At 68.8% G+C, this 17,830-nt stretch carries 15 protein-coding genes, 5 pseudogenes, 1 riboswitch and 1 other annotated feature; of the genes and pseudogenes, 7 read left to right on the top strand and 13 right to left on the bottom strand.

Annotated features, from left to right (window positions below):
• Positions 1-279: 279 nt before the first annotated feature.
• Genes Ae150APs1_RS29355 through Ae150APs1_RS29365 form a run of 3 tightly spaced genes read right to left on the bottom strand, consistent with a single transcriptional unit; the run spans position 280 to position 2,062 of the window.
• On the bottom strand, positions 280-1,149 hold the full coding sequence (locus Ae150APs1_RS29355) for a helix-turn-helix transcriptional regulator (protein ID WP_075302957.1): 870 nt from the start codon (positions 1,147-1,149) through the stop codon (positions 280-282).
• A gap of 5 nt (positions 1,150-1,154) precedes the next feature.
• Positions 1,155-1,715 (bottom strand): DUF6879 family protein, encoded by a 561-nt coding sequence (locus Ae150APs1_RS29360; RefSeq protein ID WP_075302959.1) that lies wholly within the window; start codon positions 1,713-1,715, stop codon positions 1,155-1,157.
• Positions 1,712-2,062 (bottom strand): hypothetical protein, encoded by a 351-nt coding sequence (locus Ae150APs1_RS29365; RefSeq protein ID WP_075302961.1) that lies wholly within the window; start codon positions 2,060-2,062, stop codon positions 1,712-1,714. Before Ae150APs1_RS29365 ends, Ae150APs1_RS29360 begins: the two co-directional genes overlap by 4 nt.
• Positions 2,063-3,788: 1,726 nt before the next feature.
• Between Ae150APs1_RS29365 and Ae150APs1_RS29370 the strand changes: the two genes are divergently transcribed.
• From Ae150APs1_RS29370 to Ae150APs1_RS29380, 3 genes are all read left to right on the top strand, one after another.
• Positions 3,789-4,082 carry a hypothetical protein gene (locus tag Ae150APs1_RS29370; RefSeq protein ID WP_075302963.1) on the top strand — a complete coding sequence of 98 codons (294 nt, stop codon included), beginning with the start codon at positions 3,789-3,791 and terminating at the stop codon, positions 4,080-4,082.
• Between the two features lie 350 nt (positions 4,083-4,432).
• Positions 4,433-5,095, top strand: coding sequence for a ParA family protein (locus Ae150APs1_RS29375; RefSeq protein WP_249266619.1), 663 nt, complete (start codon positions 4,433-4,435; stop codon positions 5,093-5,095).
• Complete coding sequence (locus Ae150APs1_RS29380; protein WP_075302965.1) at positions 5,092-6,027, top strand: ParB/RepB/Spo0J family partition protein; 936 nt, start codon at positions 5,092-5,094, stop codon at positions 6,025-6,027. Before Ae150APs1_RS29375 ends, Ae150APs1_RS29380 begins: the two co-directional genes overlap by 4 nt.
• A 70-nt stretch (positions 6,028-6,097) precedes the next feature.
• Here the strand turns inward: Ae150APs1_RS29380 and dnaB are convergent.
• From dnaB to Ae150APs1_RS29415, 8 genes and pseudogenes are all read right to left on the bottom strand, one after another.
• Positions 6,098-7,473, bottom strand: a pseudogene (gene dnaB, locus Ae150APs1_RS29385) (replicative DNA helicase).
• Positions 7,474-7,478: 5 nt separating this feature from the next.
• Positions 7,479-8,240, bottom strand: coding sequence for a hypothetical protein (locus tag Ae150APs1_RS31695; RefSeq protein WP_139317292.1), 762 nt, complete (start codon positions 8,238-8,240; stop codon positions 7,479-7,481).
• Positions 8,241-9,937: 1,697 nt separating this feature from the next.
• A pseudogene (locus Ae150APs1_RS29390) lies at positions 9,938-11,184 on the bottom strand (IS3 family transposase).
• Positions 10,775-10,903: a sequence feature (AL1L pseudoknot), on the bottom strand. (Overlaps the previous pseudogene by 129 nt.)
• A 218-nt stretch (positions 11,185-11,402) precedes the next feature.
• A complete protein-coding gene (locus Ae150APs1_RS29400) occupies positions 11,403-12,839 on the bottom strand; it encodes a hypothetical protein (protein WP_139317328.1) in 1,437 nt (478 codons plus the stop codon).
• A gap of 29 nt (positions 12,840-12,868) precedes the next feature.
• The gene (locus Ae150APs1_RS29405) at positions 12,869-13,330 is read right to left on the bottom strand and encodes a hypothetical protein (RefSeq protein WP_075302969.1); all 462 of its coding nucleotides are present in this window, start codon (positions 13,328-13,330) and stop codon (positions 12,869-12,871) included.
• A gap of 133 nt (positions 13,331-13,463) precedes the next feature.
• Entirely contained in the window at positions 13,464-13,775 is a 312-nt protein-coding gene (locus tag Ae150APs1_RS33060) for an integrase core domain-containing protein (protein WP_212567129.1), read from the bottom strand.
• A 9-nt stretch (positions 13,776-13,784) separates the two neighbouring features.
• Positions 13,785-14,372 (bottom strand): DDE-type integrase/transposase/recombinase, encoded by a 588-nt coding sequence (locus Ae150APs1_RS33065; protein WP_212567130.1) that lies wholly within the window; start codon positions 14,370-14,372, stop codon positions 13,785-13,787.
• Complete coding sequence (locus Ae150APs1_RS29415) at positions 14,369-14,659, bottom strand: transposase (RefSeq protein WP_075295029.1); 291 nt, start codon at positions 14,657-14,659, stop codon at positions 14,369-14,371. Before Ae150APs1_RS29415 ends, Ae150APs1_RS33065 begins: the two co-directional genes overlap by 4 nt.
• Before the next feature lie 197 nt (positions 14,660-14,856).
• Here Ae150APs1_RS29415 and Ae150APs1_RS29420 point away from each other — a divergent pair.
• The 3 genes and pseudogenes from Ae150APs1_RS29420 to Ae150APs1_RS29430 form a co-directional block, all read left to right on the top strand.
• Positions 14,857-15,165, top strand: a pseudogene (locus Ae150APs1_RS29420) (transposase); the annotation flags it as partial.
• Positions 15,166-15,515: 350 nt separating this feature from the next.
• Positions 15,516-15,581: riboswitch (guanidine-III (ykkC-III) riboswitch) on the top strand.
• A gap of 10 nt (positions 15,582-15,591) precedes the next feature.
• Positions 15,592-15,906 (top strand): multidrug efflux SMR transporter, encoded by a 315-nt coding sequence (locus tag Ae150APs1_RS29425; protein WP_075302971.1) that lies wholly within the window; start codon positions 15,592-15,594, stop codon positions 15,904-15,906.
• Positions 15,906-16,265: a multidrug efflux SMR transporter gene (locus Ae150APs1_RS29430; protein WP_075302973.1), complete on the top strand. Its 360-nt coding sequence runs from the start codon at positions 15,906-15,908 to the stop codon at positions 16,263-16,265. The genes Ae150APs1_RS29425 and Ae150APs1_RS29430 overlap by 1 nt, the downstream gene beginning before the upstream one ends.
• 269 nt (positions 16,266-16,534) lie before the next feature.
• On the opposite strand, the gene Ae150APs1_RS29440 is transcribed toward Ae150APs1_RS29430, so the two are convergent.
• Positions 16,535-16,846 (bottom strand): transposase, encoded by a 312-nt coding sequence (locus tag Ae150APs1_RS29440; RefSeq protein WP_075302975.1) that lies wholly within the window; start codon positions 16,844-16,846, stop codon positions 16,535-16,537.
• 159 nt (positions 16,847-17,005) lie between these two features.
• Between Ae150APs1_RS29440 and Ae150APs1_RS29445 the strand changes: the two are divergent.
• Positions 17,006-17,236: pseudogene (locus Ae150APs1_RS29445) on the top strand (transposase family protein); the annotation flags it as partial.
• Between the two features lie 31 nt (positions 17,237-17,267).
• Here Ae150APs1_RS29445 and Ae150APs1_RS29450 read toward each other — a convergent pair.
• Positions 17,268-17,744, bottom strand: a pseudogene (locus tag Ae150APs1_RS29450) (DDE-type integrase/transposase/recombinase); the annotation flags it as partial.
• Positions 17,745-17,830 lie beyond the last annotated feature (86 nt).

Raw genomic sequence — 17,830 nt, forward strand, 5'->3', positions numbered from 1 at the left:
CGCGAGACAATCGGCACACGGCAGACGGCCGGGCACCGCCTGCGGGTCGACGTCTCTGGGCACGGTCTTCATGGGCGCCTGGCTTCCTCGTGATGGGGGATTAGTCCGGTTGTCCACTCAGATGCCTCGGCGGTCGCACCCGCCGGGGCATCTCCAACTTCCAGACTAGTCTGTGACTAGTCGCGAGTCCAGTCCGAGGTTCCCGCGACTAACCCTGCGCGCACAGAAACGGCCCGCGACCAGCTAGTTTGCTAATCGCGGGCCTTAGTCGTATTGCGACTATGTCGGGGTGTTCGAGGAGAGGTCGGCGCGGAGGCGGTCGAGCAGGGCGAGTAGAGCGGGTCCGTGCTCTGCGGACCGCTGTTGCTCGGCGAGGAACTGCTCGTAGAGCTTGACGTCGGCTGGGTCGGTCACTTCCTGCTCGGCGGTGAGTGTCTCGATCTCGACGGTCGTGGGTGCGTCGTCGTAGCGCAGGAGTACGAAGGAGTGCAGGGGGCGGGCCTCGGCACGCTCCTGCGTCTCGCGGGAGAGCACACCGATGCGCACGTTGGGGAGGCTGGCCAGCGCGGCGATGCGGTCGAGCTGAGCGAGCATCACGGAGGCTGGGCCGGGACGCCATCGCAGCGCGGTCTCGGTCATGACCAGGTCGAACTGCTTGGACTCGTCGAACAGGACTGTCTGACGGTTCATCAGCGACAGCACCGAGGCGGGGATCTCCGCGGCGGGGAGCAGGCTGTGGATCTCGCGCAGTCTGCGCGCGTAGTCCGGGGTCTGCAACAGCCCGGGAACGACCTCGGACTGATACACCCCGATCCCGCTGGTCGTTGCGTCACGCCGAGCCCTGGCGTCCTGCTGGCTGGGCCCGTCGGGGCGGTTGCTGTTGCGCCACGGCCGTACCCGGGTCCCCGCCTCCTGGGCGAGTGCGCGCAGCTCTGCACGGACGTCCTCGTCGGCGTGGACCGTGTCGAGCCACTGCTCGATGTCGGCAAGTACGAGAGCGGAGTGGCCGTTCTCCATCTTGGAGGTCTTGCTCTGCGACCAGCCGAGCTGCTCACCCAGGGCCGCAGCCGAGAGCCCAGCGGCCTGGCGGAGCTCCTTCAAGCGCGCCGCCAGGCGCTGGTGCTGTGGGTGGATGTCGGCGTGGGTCAAGGGGGTTAGCTCGCAGCGCGCTCAGGGGTCTCGGCACCCGATCGTGGGGCCGGGACCAGCCGGTAGTCGTCGAACGGGACGGAAAGCTCGACCGCGCGCCGACGGATGGCGATGTAGGGGGCGGGATCGCTGGCCTGAGAGACGCCGAGGAAGTGCCCTTCGTCGTCGAAGTGCTGCAGCACCACGATCCGCTCGTCGAACATCCAGAAGTCCTGCCGAGTCCAGGCGTCGTCGCCCGTGCTGAGCCAGTGTCGGTCCAGAATGCGGACTTCCTCGCCGGCGCGGATGTTCTCCCGGGGGTAGCAGAGCAGCTGGAACCGTGTGTAGTCGGTGACCGGGTGGCCGAGCAGCCGGACCCGGCCGAAGTACTTGCCCCGGCCGACCTGGGCGTGGACGTTGGCCAGCCAGTCGTCGTTGTCGACCGTGCGCGCGGGGAACGGCTTGTCGGCGAGGAAGGCGTCGAAGTCCGGGTCCTCGCCGGGGATCGCGTAGACGTCGCGGCATTCCAGCCGGAACGCGGAGTGCTCGTAGGTGCGGTAGAGCTCGTCCAGGTCTTCGGGGGTCATACGGCCTCCCTCGTCGCTTCGTCGACGGCCGTGAGCACGTCGCTCACCAGGACCTCGTGGGCGCGTTCTCCCTCGGGGCACACCAGCGTCGTCGGGGTGCCGGACACCACGAACCACTCCCCCGCCGCTCGGATGGTCTCGGACCGCGGCGCCGGCACGGCGCCGACGGACAGGCCGTGCATCTGCAGTTCGCGCGCGGCGCGTTCGACGATGTCGCGCGGCACCCGCACCGTCCGAGCGGATGCGATGTAGCCCTGCACGATCACCGCCCCCCGCTCGGTCAGCCATACGGTCGGACAGTTGCCGTTGCGGCACTCCATCGTCCCGGCGAGCAGCTGCATGCTCATGAGTTCGCCTTCCCGTTGAGCCGCGATCCTAGTGCTTCGAAGACTAAGTGCGACTAGTCGGGCTGGCAACGGTGTCGGACAGAACGGGTCCGAGCCCGGCATCGAGCTCAGGAGCCGTGGAAATTTCTGGCCTCGCACGCGCACGCGTACGTCGCGTTGTCCGGGCCCGCCACCGCGGTAGGAGGTCGCGCGGAAATTTCCCGGCGCCCTGGGGAACGGCTCGGCGCTCGGTGTGCGTGCAAGGGACGCGCCGCCGCGGACCGGCTCGTCGGCGACGTCGACCGCGAGCGCGCCTGGCCGCTTTCCGCCGTGGCACGGTCTGCTCGTTGCTCGGCGGTCTACTCCCGGCCCTCGTGCAGCTCCTGAGGCAAACGGACCCACGCCGGCCGGTCTCGGTATGGCCGGATGCCGCGGCCGTGGCGAGTGAGGGATGCCGAGTGCCCACGACGCAGGCGACAGCGCGCGCGCCCCCGGCTCTCAAGTCCTGGGGGCACTGAGCGCGAGCACAGGTGCTTCCTACGCTCGTTGCCCCCGCGCCCCGGCCCCGCCAGGGCGCGGGGGTCAGCCGGGCGCGGGCGTCTCGATCCCGGGCCGGGTCGCGGGACTCACGGGCTCGACGGGCCGCGCCGAGCTCGCCTCTGGGAGTCACGGTCCGCAAGGTTCTCCGGGTGTGGGCGCCGGGTCTTCACGACCTCCAGGGCCGGCGCCACCCCCACAGCTCGCCCCGCCACCGTCGCCGAGGGTCGGTGGACGGAGACCACCGCCGTCCCGCTCGAGCCGGGAGTTTCTCTGAGACCTAGCCCGGCGCGCGGAGTGACGCCCACGCGACACACGCGTACGCGCGAGGCCGGCCGTCGGGCAGCCACGTGCTCGGTCACCCCGCCCCCAGGTTGCGACGCTCCCGCATCGATAAGACCGGGGCCACAGGCCCACCACTTCCGACTCGTTGAGCGCCTCGAGCCGCGCCGGATCGTCAAACGGTGCTCTTGGAGCACCGGACGGGGCGATACTCGGCTCCGACCGCCTGGCACGCACTCGAAGTGGCTCGCCACCACGACGCTGACCAGCGCATATCCTGCAGGTCGTCGACTCGGTAGCGCCCGCAGACAGCGCCGAACTCGCATATCGGGCATAGCTCACCCTCAGTGGGGCTGACTGAGCTGTCGTTGCCGACTCTCTCCCGCTGCCACCGGAGAATACGTAGTCGCTGGTCAGCCGCACATTGAGTCCGGAACTGATAGTAGAACTTCGCCTCGGCGATCAGGGCCGCGCGGCAAGCCTGCAACCGAGGGCGTTCCAGCTGGTCAGAGGCCGTCTGTAGGGACTCGAACGGATCTCTCGCCACCGAGGACGCAACCGCAATGACACGCCGGGCGCGCGGGGCCGGGATAGCTGCACCCGAACGCGGTGACCACGCCTCGCGGCGATGCGCGACACCACCTCGTTAACTGATGATTCTCGGTCCCTCGCACCAAAGCCGTCCCTTCGCCCCCACGGCCGGGGCCAGCGTCAGAAATGCGCTGGTCCGGCTGGGTCTATCGGGGCGCAGGACGCTGGCGTGACGGCGCCTGCTGCACCGGCGCGGACACTCTCAGCCGGGACCTCGCCCGGCAGCTTGGACACGTAGTAACCCACCTCCGCGGAGGACACACTCACTGCAAGTGCTCAGTCAGAGCGCCGACATCGGTACAGTTCTCGGTACCGGACCGAGGTGAGGAGGGCAGGGATGCGCGAGAGTTCACTGGTCGCCAGGCCAGACGAGCGCGGACATGAGGTCCTGGTCGCCTACCGGCCGGTGCACTTCACGTTGGGCGACACCGCGCGCGCGATGAACGCCGTCGTGGACCCGCACTTACGGAAGGTCTCCTCCCGCGCTCACGTTGGGCGCAGCCGAGTCCGGGATGTCCTGCGCCAGATCGCGACCGACGGCTGGCCCGAAGGGTTCGCGGCCGACCCCGATCGGGTCGATTACTGGCGGAAGTGGCTGGTCGCGCAGGGTGTATTCCAGGCCGACGACTGAAGCCACCGTCGCTGCGTGGGCGATAACCGGGTTATCGGTCCCCGCTCCCCCGCCGCAGCGTCGTTTGGGTGGTCGCCGTCTCGCACGGCCTCGGCGCGCGTTGCCGGCGAGAAGCTTCGCCGTCGTCCTCGATCCCAAGCAGCGCTCCCGGTCCGGTAGCGCCAATATCGATAGGCCGCAGCTCCCAAATCGACAGCGCGCTGACGGCGATAACCCGGTTATCGCGCGGCCATGACTCGGAACCGCACACGCCGGGGGATGACCGCGGAGCGCGAACCCACAGCTGGCATCATCTGCTCTGACTTATCCGAAGTAGCGGCCCAACTCCGGGCCGTGAAGTCCACGGAGAGGTGGCCATCTTGGCCAGAGTTCATGCTGTGTGCTGCCAGAAGGGCGGCGTCGGCAAGACCACGATCACCGTCAACCTCGCTGCTGTCGTCGACCAGGTGCTCGGAGGAGACGATCCATCCGTCCTGGTCGTAGGCACCGACCCGCAGCGATCCATGGACTGGTGGGCAAGCAGGGTCGGCGATGACATCCCATTCGCCTACACCGAGACCGACAGCCCCGGTGATCTGGAGAGGTTGCGAGACGCCGACTTCTCGCACGTGTTCGTGGACACCCCGGGCAGCCTGGAGAATGAGCACATCCTCCGGTCGGTCCTGAAGAGCGCCGACGACGCGATCGTCCCGATCACGACAGAGCCGCTCACCTTCGTACCTGCCGACACGACCATCTCCCAGGTCATCGAGCCCCTGGGAGTCCCCTACACCGTGGTCGTGAACCTCTGGGATCCACGCGACGGCCGGGTCGATCTCGACGACACCCTCACCTTCGCCCGCAAGAAGAACTGGCCGCTCGCGAACTCGGTCATTCGTCGTTACAAGATCCACAGTCGGGCGGCAGCAGAGGGTGTCGTCTGCACCCAGTACGCCAAGAGCCGTGTGGCCTTGGAGGCCCAGCAGGACATCCTGCGGCTGGCGCTCGAACTCGGCTACGGGCGCACCCGATGAGCGAGGCGGCCGCGAGCAGCGCGGAATCCACAATCGGGTCGTCGACGAAGAAGCGCAAGCGCGGGCGGGTGTCCTTCGGCTCCGACGTCTTCGCCGCGCAGGCCTCGCTCCAGGCAACACCGGATCCCGGCGTGTCCCAGCGCCGCATCCCGCTTTCCGACCTGGCCCACAATCCGCGCAACCCTCGCTACGGGTACGACGACGACCCCGCGATTCAGGAGCTCGCCGACAGCCTCCGAGAGCACGGACAGCTGCAGCCAGCGACGGTGGTCGCTCGGGATGTCTACCTCGCTCACTACCCGGAGGATGCGGACCAGATCGGGATCGCGGCGTGGGTGGTCCTCATCGGAAACCGCCGGCTCGCGGGGGCCCGCTTGGCGGAGCTGCCTCACCTCGTCGCCTCGATCGAGGACCGGCTCGGGGGAGCGGACCCGATGCTGGCGGAGGCCACGCTGGTCGAGAACATCCACCGTCAAGACCTTCCCCCGCTGCTGGAGGCCCGCGAGCTTCAAGGTCTCGTGGAACGTCATGGCTCGCAGCGCACGGCGGCGAAGCGAGTGGCGAAGACTCAGGCCTGGGTTTCGCAGCGGCTGTCACTGCTCAAGCTCACCCCTGACCTGCAGGAGAGACTCCGCATCGGCGAGATATCGGTGAAGGAGGCTCGAACCGTGGCCTCGGCTCCACCGGAAGAACAGGCGGAGAAGCTAGAGGCGTTGCGTCGTCAGTCGCCGGCGGGGGAGCGCGCTCGACCTTCCGGCACTGACTCGCCGGACCAGCCCGCGAACGACTTGCCTTCTCCCGCTCCAGCGGCGGACAAGCCCGACCGGGATGCGGCAGTCGACGTCGACAAGATCGCGCGCCGCCTGCGTCGACAGCTCGACGACGACGGACTGCAGGCTCTGATCGATGCACTGACAGCGCTCCGACACTGAGGTGATAACCCGGTTATCGCCGCGCCGTACGCGGTGGAGCGATAACCGGGTTATCGCCATCGGCCGAGCCTCAGCCGTGGGTGAGGTCGGAGAACCGGCTGTAGTGCAGCTGGTGCGCGACGGTGATCGTCGTGGTCGGGCCGTTACGGTGCTTGGCCAGGATCAGGTCGGCCTCACCGGCACGCGGGTCGTCCTGCTCGAACGCGTCCGGCCGGTGCAGCAGCACCACCATGTCCGCGTCCTGCTCGATCGAGCCGGACTCACGCAGGTCCGACAGCATCGGCCGCTTGTCGGTGCGCTGCTCGGGACCACGGTTCAGCTGGCTCATCGCCATCACCGGGACCTCGAGCTCCTTGGCCAGCAGCTTGATCTGCCGGGAGAACTCCGAGACCTCCTGCTGACGTGACTCGACCTTGCGGCCCGAGGTCATCAGCTGCAGGTAGTCCAGGATGATCAGCTTCAGGTCGTAGCGCTGCTTCATCCGGCGCGCCTTGGCCCGGATCTCCATCAGCGTCAGGTTCGGCGAGTCGTCGATGTAGAGCGGCGCCTCGGAGATCTCCGACATCCGCCGCGCCATCCGCGTCCAGTCCTCGTCCGACATCCGGCCCGCACGCATGTCGGCCAGCCGGATCCGCGCCTCCGCCGACAGCAGACGCATGACGATCGCGGACTTGCTCATCTCCAGGGAGAAGAACGCGCTGGTCATGCCGTTCTTGATGGAGCAGGAACGGGCGAAGTCCAGACCCAGGGTCGACTTGCCCAGACCCGGCCGGGCCGCGACGACGACCATCTGGCCCGGGTGCAGACCGTTGGTGACCTGGTCGAGGTCGGCGAAGCCGGTCGGCACACCCGTGGACTGGCCGCCCCGGGAGGCAATCGCGTCGATCTCGTCCATCGTGGGCTGGAGCAGCTCCTCCAGCACCGTGTAGTCCTCGGTGGTGGTGCGCTCGGTGACCTCGTAGACCGCGGCGCCTGGGCCCGGTCCACCGCGTCGTCGACGTCGCCGCCGTCGGCGCCGTGGTAGCCCAGCTGCACGATCCTGGTGCCGGCCTCGACCAGCCGTCGCAGGACCGCCTTCTCGCCCACGATCTCGGCGTAGTAGGCCGCGTTCGCCGCCGTGGGCACGGTCGCGATCAGGGTGTGCAGGTAGGGCGCGCCGCCGAGGCGGACGAGCTCACCGCGCCGCTGCAGCTCCGCCGAGACGGTGACCGCGTCGGCGGGTTCGCCGCGGCTGTAGAGGTCCAGGATCGTCTCGTAGACGGTCTGGTGGGCGGGCCGGTAGAAGTCCTCCGGCTGCAGCACCTCCACGACGTCGGCGATCGCGTCCGTGCTCAGCAGCATCCCGCCGAGCACGGACTGCTCGGCCGTGAGGTCCTGCGGGGGCTGACGATCGAACGTGTCAGGTGGTGCGCCGGTGTCCCCACTCTTGTCATAACGCGCGGACATGGCGGTCATCGGAGCCTCCGGTGAGCTCGGGGGAGAGGACGGGAGGTGCGTTCGGTCCGTGCCCGGGCGAGCGCGCGCTCGTGAGCGGTTCGCCCTTCATCGAGGGCGTTGCTCTCGTGGTTGCGCGGTGAGCTGGTGTCCGGCGAGGCGCTTGAGGCGGGCACGCCCACGTGACCATCCGCCGGATCGAGCAGCGGGGGAGTGGCTGTGCGGCGGCTGCGTCCTTCGTCGAGTGCGCGGCTGATCCGGCGGTAGTAGCGCTTGCTGCTTTCGACTGTGGCGACCTCGGCGGTGGGGCGGACAGCGTTGCGGCGGGCGGTGAACTCGGCAGCCCACTGACGGACGATGGCAGAACGGGCGGCGCGGTGGTCGTCGCTACTGATCTGTAGGTCGGTGGGGGACAGGTCGGTGGCGCCGTAGGGCAGTCGTTGGGCGGCGGCGTGGCCGCGGACGAGGGCGGCCGAGCGGCGCTGGCGGGAGTCGACTGTGGGTGAGACGAGCGGGCCGTGTGCGTCGCGCCACCAGCTCAGGCGATGGCGTAACCAGCCGTCGGGCCTGCGCAACTGGCTGGCTGGGCAGCGGTGGGCAGGGATGGCGCGGCCGTCCTGGCGGGGCCGGTACTCGAGGGCGTAGCGCAGGTCGTTGTTAGTCCAGCCGGCTTCCCACCAGCCCCGCACGATGGCGCGAATCCAGCGGGGTGTGAGTCGCCGTAGCGCGGGGTCAGATCGCAGCTCGGCGGCGGCAGCCAGCATCTCCGCGCTGGTCACTGGCACCCGGTTCCCGAAGTAGCCGCCCTGCTGTTCCTCTTGACCCGGCCCGGTAGGGCCGTGACCAGCTAGGGAAGGTGACTTGACCTGGGGATTGTGGATGCGGGTGCTCGCGCGCGTAGGAACCACAGATTCAGTCTTAGAAGGATTATTAGGTGAGTGGGTTGGGGTCCAAGTTGTGTCCTGTCTGCTCTCTACAGCAGCCACGGATGGCCCGGGTGCTGCAGCAGGAGGCAGCGTCGGGATGGCCCTGTCGGTGGCCTCCACAGCTGGAACGCGCAGCTGGTAGACCGCTGCCCGATTCCCGCTCAGATGTTGCAGGGCCATGGGTCGATACTGCGGAGTGGACCCTCCCTCGACGCGTAGCAGCCAACCCTGGCGCTGCAGCTCGGCGAGCCAAGCAGCAGTCGAGCTTCGGCGCCAGCCACTGGACCGCTGGAGGCGGTCCCAGGTCGGCCAGCTGGTGTGGGTGTCCCAGTCGGCTCGCCGAGCTAGCTCGGCAAGCAGGCCACGGAGCCGGCTGGCAGCGTCACGTCGGACCTGCTGATACCAAGAGGAGGACAGCAGTCCTCGATACCAATCCAGCGCCGTACGGGGGATCAGGGACTCAGCTAACCCCAGGGCCCCGGATTCCTGTAGCTCGCCGGAGGAGCCGGGTCCGTTGAACTCTGCGGGAGACGCCTCGCCACCGCTGGCGAACCAGCACCTGCCGCAGACCACCGAGCGCAGCGGAGTATCTCGCTCAGTCCCGGAGCGCCGTCGGCAACTGATGCACAGCTGGGGGGCTGGAATGGCGACGCCATCCCAGCCCCTCGAGGTGACCGAGGAGACCACCTGGCCGAACAACGCGCGTTGCTCGACGAGGAGAGGTGTTGGGGAGGAGTTGTGCGAGGTAGGACCGGTAAACGAGTACCCGGCAACGACAGGTCGGCGTCGCAGAGACGCCGCTGAGGTGCCGCTGGCAGTCGGGCACGACGAAGTCGTCCCGTGTCTGTCATGGTCGCCGCCCGGTCCAGGGTGTATCCTGGACACGCGAAAGCGCCCCTTCTTCGCAGGTGGGGGATTGGCCCCGGTTCGCCGGGGCTACGGCGTCAGGCGGGTGCATGACCGACTGACGCGAGAGCGAGATCGAGGCGGCCCCCTGGCCGGGGGCCGCCTCGATCTCGTTACGAGGCCTTGTCTAGAGGCAGCTCCAACTCGTTCTGCGTCGCTCGCTCGCGCGGGGACAAGCAGTAGTCGGGGATCGCGAACCCGAGGGCTCCGCCGAACACCTTCGTGACAGCGTCGCCTACGGCGATCCCGTCACGACGAGCGATGGCCTCGGCGGCCTCGCGCATCGGACGGGGGAGACGGACGTGAGTCGCGACTCGGTCTCCTCGATGCGGTTGCGGCATGGGGACTTTCTACCCGATCAGAGCAGTCAGAGGGAACGCGACGCGCCGAATCCGATTCCGGTTTGCTGTCGATGACCGCTGGTCTGGCGGATTGGGTTTGGAAGGGGTCGTCGATGTTCCGAGGTTCAGCGGACGTCGCCTTGTCGGCGAACCCAGTGGGCTAGCAACGGGCCGGGTACGTCGGCGTGCACGACGGGGACGCCCTCGAGTTCATCCAGGTCCGGTAGCAGCTCCGTAGGCAGGATCCACGTGACGTCGTCGGCGAGGTTGTGTCAAGTGCCGGGTTTGGTAGAGGCTGAGTTCTCATGCTCCGGCGGGCTGCCGGGCGGTCGTGGTGGTGGCGTTATGGATCTCGTACTCGACCGGCGGGACGAAGCCGAGTTCGCCGTGTAGTCGGCGGTGGTTGTACCAGTCGACGTACTCGGCGACCGCGAGTTCAAGGTCGCTGATCCCCGCCCACGGCCCCTTGTTGCGGATCAATTCGGCCTTGAACAACGAGTTGAATGCCTCCGCCATCGCGTTATCATAGGAATCGCCGACCGACCCGACGGAAGCGACGACACCAGCTTCGCCGAGCCGCTCAGTGTAGCGAATGGCAACGTATTGGACACCGCGGTCCGAATGATGCGTTAACCGCGACAGATCTGCACCGCTGCGTTCCCTGATCCAGATCCCCATGTTGAGTGCGTCTAGGGCGAGATCGGTGTAGAGATGACGTGACAGCTGCCAACCCACGATCCTCCGGGAGAACGCGTCCAAGACGAACGAGGCATACACCCAACCGGAATGCGTCTAGATGTAGGTGATGTCGGCGACCCACAACCGGTTCGGGGCCGTCGCGGTGAAGTCGCGCTCGACCAGGTCCGGGCGCAGGTCGGGGCTGTCGGCACGGATGGTGGTCCGCGGCACCCGCTGCCGCCGGACACCGCGCAGGCCTGCGGCTTTCATGAGCCGGCCGACGGTGCACCGCGCGACCGGCCGGTCGTCCACGCCGCCTTCGCGGCCCAGCTGTGCCCAGACTTTCCGGACGCCGTAGACGCCGTAGTTCTCGGCGTGCACGCGTGCGATCTCGGCGGAGACGAGGATGTCGCGTTCCGCCCGGGCCGAGGGTGGACGGGTCTTCGCCGCATAGTAGGCACTCGGGGCGATCGGGATACCGGCGTCTTTCAGCACGGCACAGATCGGCCCGACCCCGAACTCGTTCCTGTTCTTGTCGATGTAGTCGGTGACTACCGTTGCGGGCGGTCGAGCTCCGCCGCGAAGAAAGCCGAAGCGGACTTGAGAATGATGTTGGCCCGGCGGAGTTCACGGGTCTCCCGCTCCAGCTCCGCCAGCCGAGCGGCCTGATCGGTCGTCGTCCCAGGCCGGGATCCAGCGTCGATCTCGGCTTGCTTCACCCAGCCGCGCAGGGTTTCCGGAAGGATTCCCAGCTGGTCACCGATACGGCGGCAGACGTTCGTGCCGGCGTTGACAGGGTCGGCCTTGGCGTCGAGGACCAGCCGGATCGCTCGTTCCCGCAGCTCGTTGGGGTGCTTCCGTGGGGCTGCCATCGCTGCTCATCATCTCCTGGCTTGACACCCTCCATCAAACCCGGCGCGAGACACTGAGCGAAACCTGCGGGGTCGAACCGGGCCCGGGAGAACAGCTCCAGCGAGGGGTCCAGCGTTGCGCTCACAACGACCTCCAGGTGCTCGGCGCGCCACAGCGCTACCCGGGGTCGCAGCTGCCCCTGACAGTCCTCGGCTCCGACCAGGCCACAGGCCGCTGGTCAGCGGGACCGGCGGGGCCCGTCCGGACGACGAGGAGACCGATCCGGATGAGGGGAGGACGGCCGAGGACGACCGGGCTGCACCGGTCCCTGCGTCCGCGGACGGCTCGGTGCCGTGGGCGCCGGACGTGCAGCAGTCGCCTCCTCCTGGGCCTGGAGCACGGCGAGCGCGCCGTCCAGACCGCACTGGCCCTGCCGCGCCGCACGGCTCTGCACGATCCGGCCCCGTGCCTCCAGCAGGGCCGCGACCTCAGCGACCAGCGCAGCCAGTGCCACCACCAGCGCCGCACCGTCACCAGCACGCAAGATGACCCGTGTACCGGACAACCGCCACGCCGCGGTGCGCAGCTGAGCGGCCGCGGCCGGCCACCGATCCGGCTGCACCTGCTGCGGGGTGTGCGCTGCCCGGTCATACGGCCGGCAGACCTCGTCCTGGAACCGGGCGCCGTCGACGCCGATCCGCCAGCCGCCGCTGGCCACCCTCCCGACCACGGTGACCATGTCCCCGGTGGCGTGCGCGACGGCGTCGAGCAGTCCCGCACAGTCCTCCCCGGCGGCAAGCACCGCGGTAGCGTGGTCCATCGCCGACAACGCGTCCTGGGTCGCAGCGGCCCGTTCGGCCCTCCCCACCCGGGACCGCTCCCTCGACGTCGGCGGGATCGGCGCGGCCGGGTCCGGCGCCGCCGCCCACCGCGCCACCAGCTTCGGCAGCGACAGGTCCGGGGCCAGGGTCCCGCCGGAGAACCACACCGGGCCCCCGTCGGCGGTGAGGTAGCCCGGGGCCGCGTAGCCCAGGACCGTCCCGTCGGCGCCGCGGCGCGCACACACCCACGCCCCCCGGTTCTCCAGCTCGACGAAGAAGCCCTCGACGTCGTGAGCCGACACCGCCGCCTCGCGCACCTGCCCTCGTAGCTGCTCGCGTGAGGTTTGTCCCCGGCCGCCACGCTCGGCCTTCTTCAACTCCGCCTGCGTCGGCGCGCTCACCGCGGTCCGGTCGACCGCACCGGTCGGGATCAGGCCGAGCCGGTCCTCGGCCTCCCGGCAGACCTGCCGGGCCACGACGTAGTCGCGTCGCGGGTGGACCCGCCGGCCGTTGTCCGGACGCACCAGCATCGCCGCAACGTGGACGTGGTCATCGGCGTGGCGCACCGCGATCCACCGGCACGCCGCCGGGTCCCCCGCCCGCGCGATCCCGGTCCGGTCCATCAGCTCGGTGGCCACCTCGGCCCACTGCCCGTCGTCGAGCACGACGTCCTCGGCGCTGTTGCGCAGCGAGCAGTGCCACACGATCCCGCGCGGTACCTTCCCGTTCGGGCCGGGCGCCGGCTCGGACTGTGCGACCCCCGCGGCCACCGCCGGATCACTCAGGTGCGCCGCCAGCGCGTCGACCCCGAAGCTCCCGTCTTCGCCCCTGCGGGGCTGGTGCAGGTCAGGCATCGCATCCCAGGACGCCACCACCCGCGGGTTCACGTGCTCGTTGGCCCGGCCCGGCCCGGGCCCATCAGGTAGCGGACCAAGCCACCGATCCGCTCCACAGCGCGCTCCACCAACCCCAGCACCCGCTCGGTCTCCGCTGCCACCCCGGACCCCGAGTTCGCCGCTTGCGCCAGGTCGTTGAGGTTGCCGCCGACGTTGCGCAGCACCCGCCGGTCCTCGGCCAGCTCGGCGCGCGCGGCCATCAGCGCCTGCATCGACTCGCCCCAGCCCCGCGGCGGCCCGCCCGGTGACGACGCTGCCGGTCTCGCCGCGGCAACGCCAGCCTCGCCCAACCAGGCCGCGTCGGAGGTGTCCGCGCGCACCGCAGCCGCGTGGACCGCGACGTACTCCGGGGTGCTCAGCCTGACCCGGACCGTGTGCGGGCGACCGCCCGCGACGTGCGCTCGGCGGTCCCGGCCGGGGCGCTTCGGGGAGGTCGTCTCGTCGGTCACCGGGGCGACGATGTCAGCTGCGACGCCGACACCCCGTTACCTTCTTGATCAAGCCCGGTGAGGGCTTGCAGGCCACCGGCCACGGCATGACTCGTTGCCCCTGTGTGGTTCCCCCAAGATCGTGGAGGGTTCCCTATGCCGCGTCTCGGGTGAGAGCGGCGTTCTCGTAGTTGATCGGTGAGAGCCCGCCCGCGGCGCTGTGTCGCCGGCGGTGGTTGTAGAAGCCGTAGCACCAGTCGATGACCACCGCCCGCGCCCTGCTGGTGGTGTCGAAGTCGTTGCGGGACAATACTTCCCACTCCAGGCTGGAGAAGAACGCCTCCGCCGCGGCGTTGTCGAAACACGACCCGACCCGACCCATCGACTGGCGGATCTCCAGCCGCCGACACAGCGCGGTGAACGCCCCGGCGGTGTAGGTCGACCCGCGGTCGGTGTGAAAGATCACTCCTCGGATCTAGCCCGCCCCACCGCGGGCCGCGGTGGCCATCCGGATGGCCTCACACGCCAGCTCGGCGTTCGGGTGCAGTCCGGTGGCCGCGCCGAGCAACCGCCGCGAGTACAGGTCGATCACCGTGGCCAGATACAGCTTCCCGGCCGCGGTGGGGATCTCGGTCATGTCCCCGACCCAGCGGCGGTTCGGCTCGGCCGCGGTGAAGTCGCGTCTGAGCAGGTCGGGGAACTTCGGCGCTGCGCGGTCCTGACGGGCCAGCCCGTTGCGTCTCTTGATCCGGCGCGCGACCAGGCCCTGGCGACGCATCGAGTCCGCCACAGTCTTCTCCGAGACCTGCCAGCCGGCCTCACGCAGGTCCGCGTGCAACCTCGGCGAGCCGTGCAACCGCTGGGCAGCGTCGAACGCCACGCCCACCGCGGCGTCGAGCCGGGTCCGCCGCTGCTCGGTCGCGGTCGTGCCACCGTCGGGGCTGCCGGCGCGCTGCAGCCACTTGTACAGCCACGAGATCGACACCCCGAGCAGGGCACAGGCCAGCGTGTGCGGCACCCGGTGGAAGGTCCTCTGGTCGGCGATGAAACGGGCCACGCTCACCTCGTCGCCTCCTTGACCCACAGGACCACGGATCGCTTGAGGACATCACGCTCCATCCGCAGCTCGGCGTTCTCCGCACGCAACCGCTTGAGCTCCTCGACGTCCCCGCGGGACAGGCCCTCGGTCTCCTCACGGGCCTCACGGGCGCGGGCCACCCAGTTGCCCAGCGTGCCCTCGTTGACCCCCAGGTCTCTGGCGACCTGGGCGATCGGCTTGCCCGTCTCCTCGACGATCCGGACCGCCCCGTCACGGAACTCCCGGTCGTATCGCTTCCGTACCTCTGGCATCGCTACCCCTTATAGCTGATGCCTCCCCGATCATGGGGGAACCGCACTGTCGTTGATGGTCTGGGGGTGTTGTCACCGTGGTCGGAGGGCGCCAACGACCGCTGATAGAGACCTGACCCGCTTGCGTGGTCTGCTCGTAACGTGGCTGCCGGCGCGGGTGTCCAGGCTGGTCTGCCACGACGACGGAAGGGCGCCGGTTGTCCGAGGAGATCGAAGCGGTGCCGTTCGCAGTGTTCTGCGGGCTGGACGTGGGCAAGTCCGAACACCACGCCTGCGCGCTCGACACTGCGGGCAAGCGGGTGCACGACAAGGCCCTGCCCAACGACGAGACCGCGCTGCGCACCGTGTTCACCGCGCTCGCGGAGCACGGTCGGGTGCTGGTGGTGGTCGATCAACCGGCCTCGATCGGCGCGCTGGCCGTCGCGGTCGCCCGCAGCCTGGGTATCGACGTGGCCTACCTGCCTGGGCTGGCGATGCGCCGGATCGCCGACCTGCACCCCACCGAGGGCCACCGAACCCGATCCGGCCCTCGCCGCGGCTTGACAGCCACATGGAGACACCCCCCGGTCGAGCACGAAGCTAACCATCACGCCCGGCTACTCGCCGAGGCATGAGAACCCAGCCTCCACCGAACCCGGACCTTGACAGAGAGCGCCACCGCCAAGCCACCGGGTTCGGTGGCACTTCATGACCCGTTTCTTACCGACACCCCGTGCTGCGCCGCACCCGACCGGTCCACGCCCGCTCCGGCCGGAGGGGCCGCTGGCGCTGCGAGACGACTTTGCCGACCCCCTGAGGCGGCGACATAGCTCGCCGCCGCCTGCCATGATCTGGAGCTCCTTGGTAGGTTTGCGTACCGAGGGCCTCAGCGGCCTTGCGGACGAGGTCGGCCAGTACCCGCGCAGCGACAAGACTGGCCTCTGGAGTTTATCGTGGCATGGAGCATCCTGATCGCCTCCGGTGTCTTGGAGGCGGTATGGGCCACAGCGCTGGCCGCCTCCGACGGGTTCAAGCGCCGCGGACCGACGATCGTGTTCGCGGCCGCTCTCGTCTTCAGCATGGCCGGGCTCGCAATCGCGATGCAGAGTCTGCCCACCGGCACCTCCTACGCTGTCTGGGTCGGTGTCGGCGCTGTGCTGACCGCCGGGTGGGCGATCAGCAGCGGCAAGGAGAAGGCGACCCCGCTGAAGATCATCCTGCTCGCCGGTCTGGTCGGCAGCGTGGTCGCGCTCAAGGCGGTTTCCTGATGAGTTGGTTGATCCTCATCGTCAGTGCGGTGTTCGAGGCCGTGTGGGCGACAGCGCTCGGTATGTCCGCCGGACTGAGCAGGCCCATCCCCACCGTCGTGTTCCTCGTGTTCCTGGGATTGAGCATGCTCGGTCTCGCGCTCGCGATGCGTAGGATCCCGGTCAGCGTCGCCTACTCGGTGTGGATCGGGATCGGCGCGGTACTGACCGTAGCGTACGCCATGCTGACGGGCGGCGAGCAGTTCACACCCGCCAAAGCCGTTGTGCTCACCATCCTGATCGGATGCATCGTGGGACTCAAATTCGCCAAGGGATCCAGCAACAACAACGACACCCCAAGCGTACACAGGACACCCTGAGCCCCTACCCCCGACCGGCCACGTCGCCCTGCCCTTGCGCTGGCCTCGGACCGCATCGCTGCGGCATCGAGGTGATTGCTCGCCCCGCGGCCCAGAGGCGAACTCGCTGACCGAGCGGATCTTCACGATCTGCTCGAGCAGTACGCCGTCGTCGAGCTGCCGCTGCGATGGCGACACCCGGCGGGCACGCCAGTCGTAGTAGGTCGAGGTGGCGATGCCGAGGACCCGTAGTACGAGACCGGCGGGGAAGTCATGGGCGTCGACGAAGCTCATGACCACCTCCGGGTCGGGCCGATCTCGCTGGCGAAATAGGCGCTCGCCGCGCGTAGGACCTCGTTGACCCGCCGCAGCTCGGCGTTCTCGCGCGCCAACCGGCGGTTCTCGGCGAGTATGTCGGTCGACGGCCGATCATGGCGCTCGCCGGTGTCTGCCTCAGCCTGACGGACCCAGTTGCGCAGGGCCTCGTGATGCGCCCCGAGCTGCTCGGCAAGCCCCCGGAACGTCGGACGAGGGTCGGACTCCCGATACAGCCGAACCGCTCGTTCACGCAGCTCGTCGGGGTACTTCTTCGGTGCCGGCACCAGTGCCTTCCTTCCTGGTCCTCAAGATCGAACCAGTGAGCCTTTTCCATCGTGATTGTGCTGGTCAGCGGCTCGCTTGGGGTGGTTGGCGGGGCTGGGTGAGGCTCCCGGTAGGACAGCAGTCGACCAAGATCGACCATCCTGACCGGGAGCCTCGTCGTGTTGTCCTACCCTGCTGCGATCGCGTTGTCGACCCACACACTCACCCAGCTCAGCACGCTGATCCGGCGCCGGCGGCGGGATAGCACGGGTCGGTGGTGGCGGCTCACCGCAGGCCACCAGGCCCTGCTCGTCCTCGCGTATCTGCGCAACGGTGACACCTACGCCCGGCTTGCTGTCGGGTTCGGGGTCGCGATCAGCACCGCCTGGCGCTACGTCCACGACACCCTGTCAAGTGCCGGGTTTGGTAGAGGCTGAGTTCTCATGCTCCGGCGGGCTGCCGGGCGGTCGTGGTGGTGGCGTTATGGATCTCGTACTCGACCGGCGGGACGAAGCCGAGTTCGCCGTGTAGTCGGCGGTGGTTGTACCAGTCGACGTACTCGGCGACCGCGAGTTCAAGGTCGCTGATCCCCGCCCACGGCCCCTTGTTGCGGATCAATTCGGCCTTGAACAACGAGTTGAATGCCTCCGCCATCGCGTTATCATAGGAATCGCCGACCGACCCGACGGAAGCGACGACACCAGCTTCGCCGAGCCGCTCAGCGTAGCGAATGGCAACGTATTGGACACCGCGGTCCGAATGATGCGTTAACCGCGACAGATCTGCACCGCTGCGTTCCCTGATCCAGATCCCCATGTTGAGTGCGTCTAGGGCGAGATCGGTGTAGAGATGACGTGACAGCTGCCAACCCACGATCCTCCGGGAGAACGCGTCCAAGACGAACGAGGCATACACCCAACCGGAATGCGTCTAGATGTAGGTGATGTCGGCGACCCACAACCGGTTCGGGGCCGTCGCGGTGAAGTCGCGCTCGACCAGGTCCG

Source organism: Pseudonocardia sp. Ae150A_Ps1 (assembly GCF_001932315.1).
Lineage (GTDB): Bacteria > Actinomycetota > Actinomycetes > Mycobacteriales > Pseudonocardiaceae > Pseudonocardia.

Coding starts and splice junctions, on each gene's coding strand:
- Ae150APs1_RS29360 (WP_075302959.1), bottom strand. CDS start 1,715: ATGACCCCCGAAGACCTGGACGAGCTCTACCGCACCTACGAGCACTCC.
- Ae150APs1_RS29370 (WP_075302963.1), top strand. CDS start 3,789: ATGCGCGAGAGTTCACTGGTCGCCAGGCCAGACGAGCGCGGACATGAG.
- Ae150APs1_RS29365 (WP_075302961.1), bottom strand. CDS start 2,062: ATGAGCATGCAGCTGCTCGCCGGGACGATGGAGTGCCGCAACGGCAAC.
- Ae150APs1_RS29400 (WP_139317328.1), bottom strand. CDS start 12,839: ATGCCTGACCTGCACCAGCCCCGCAGGGGCGAAGACGGGAGCTTCGGG.
- Ae150APs1_RS29415 (WP_075295029.1), bottom strand. CDS start 14,659: ATGCCAGAGGTACGGAAGCGATACGACCGGGAGTTCCGTGACGGGGCG.
- Ae150APs1_RS29380 (WP_075302965.1), top strand. CDS start 5,092: ATGAGCGAGGCGGCCGCGAGCAGCGCGGAATCCACAATCGGGTCGTCG.
- Ae150APs1_RS29430 (WP_075302973.1), top strand. CDS start 15,906: ATGAGTTGGTTGATCCTCATCGTCAGTGCGGTGTTCGAGGCCGTGTGG.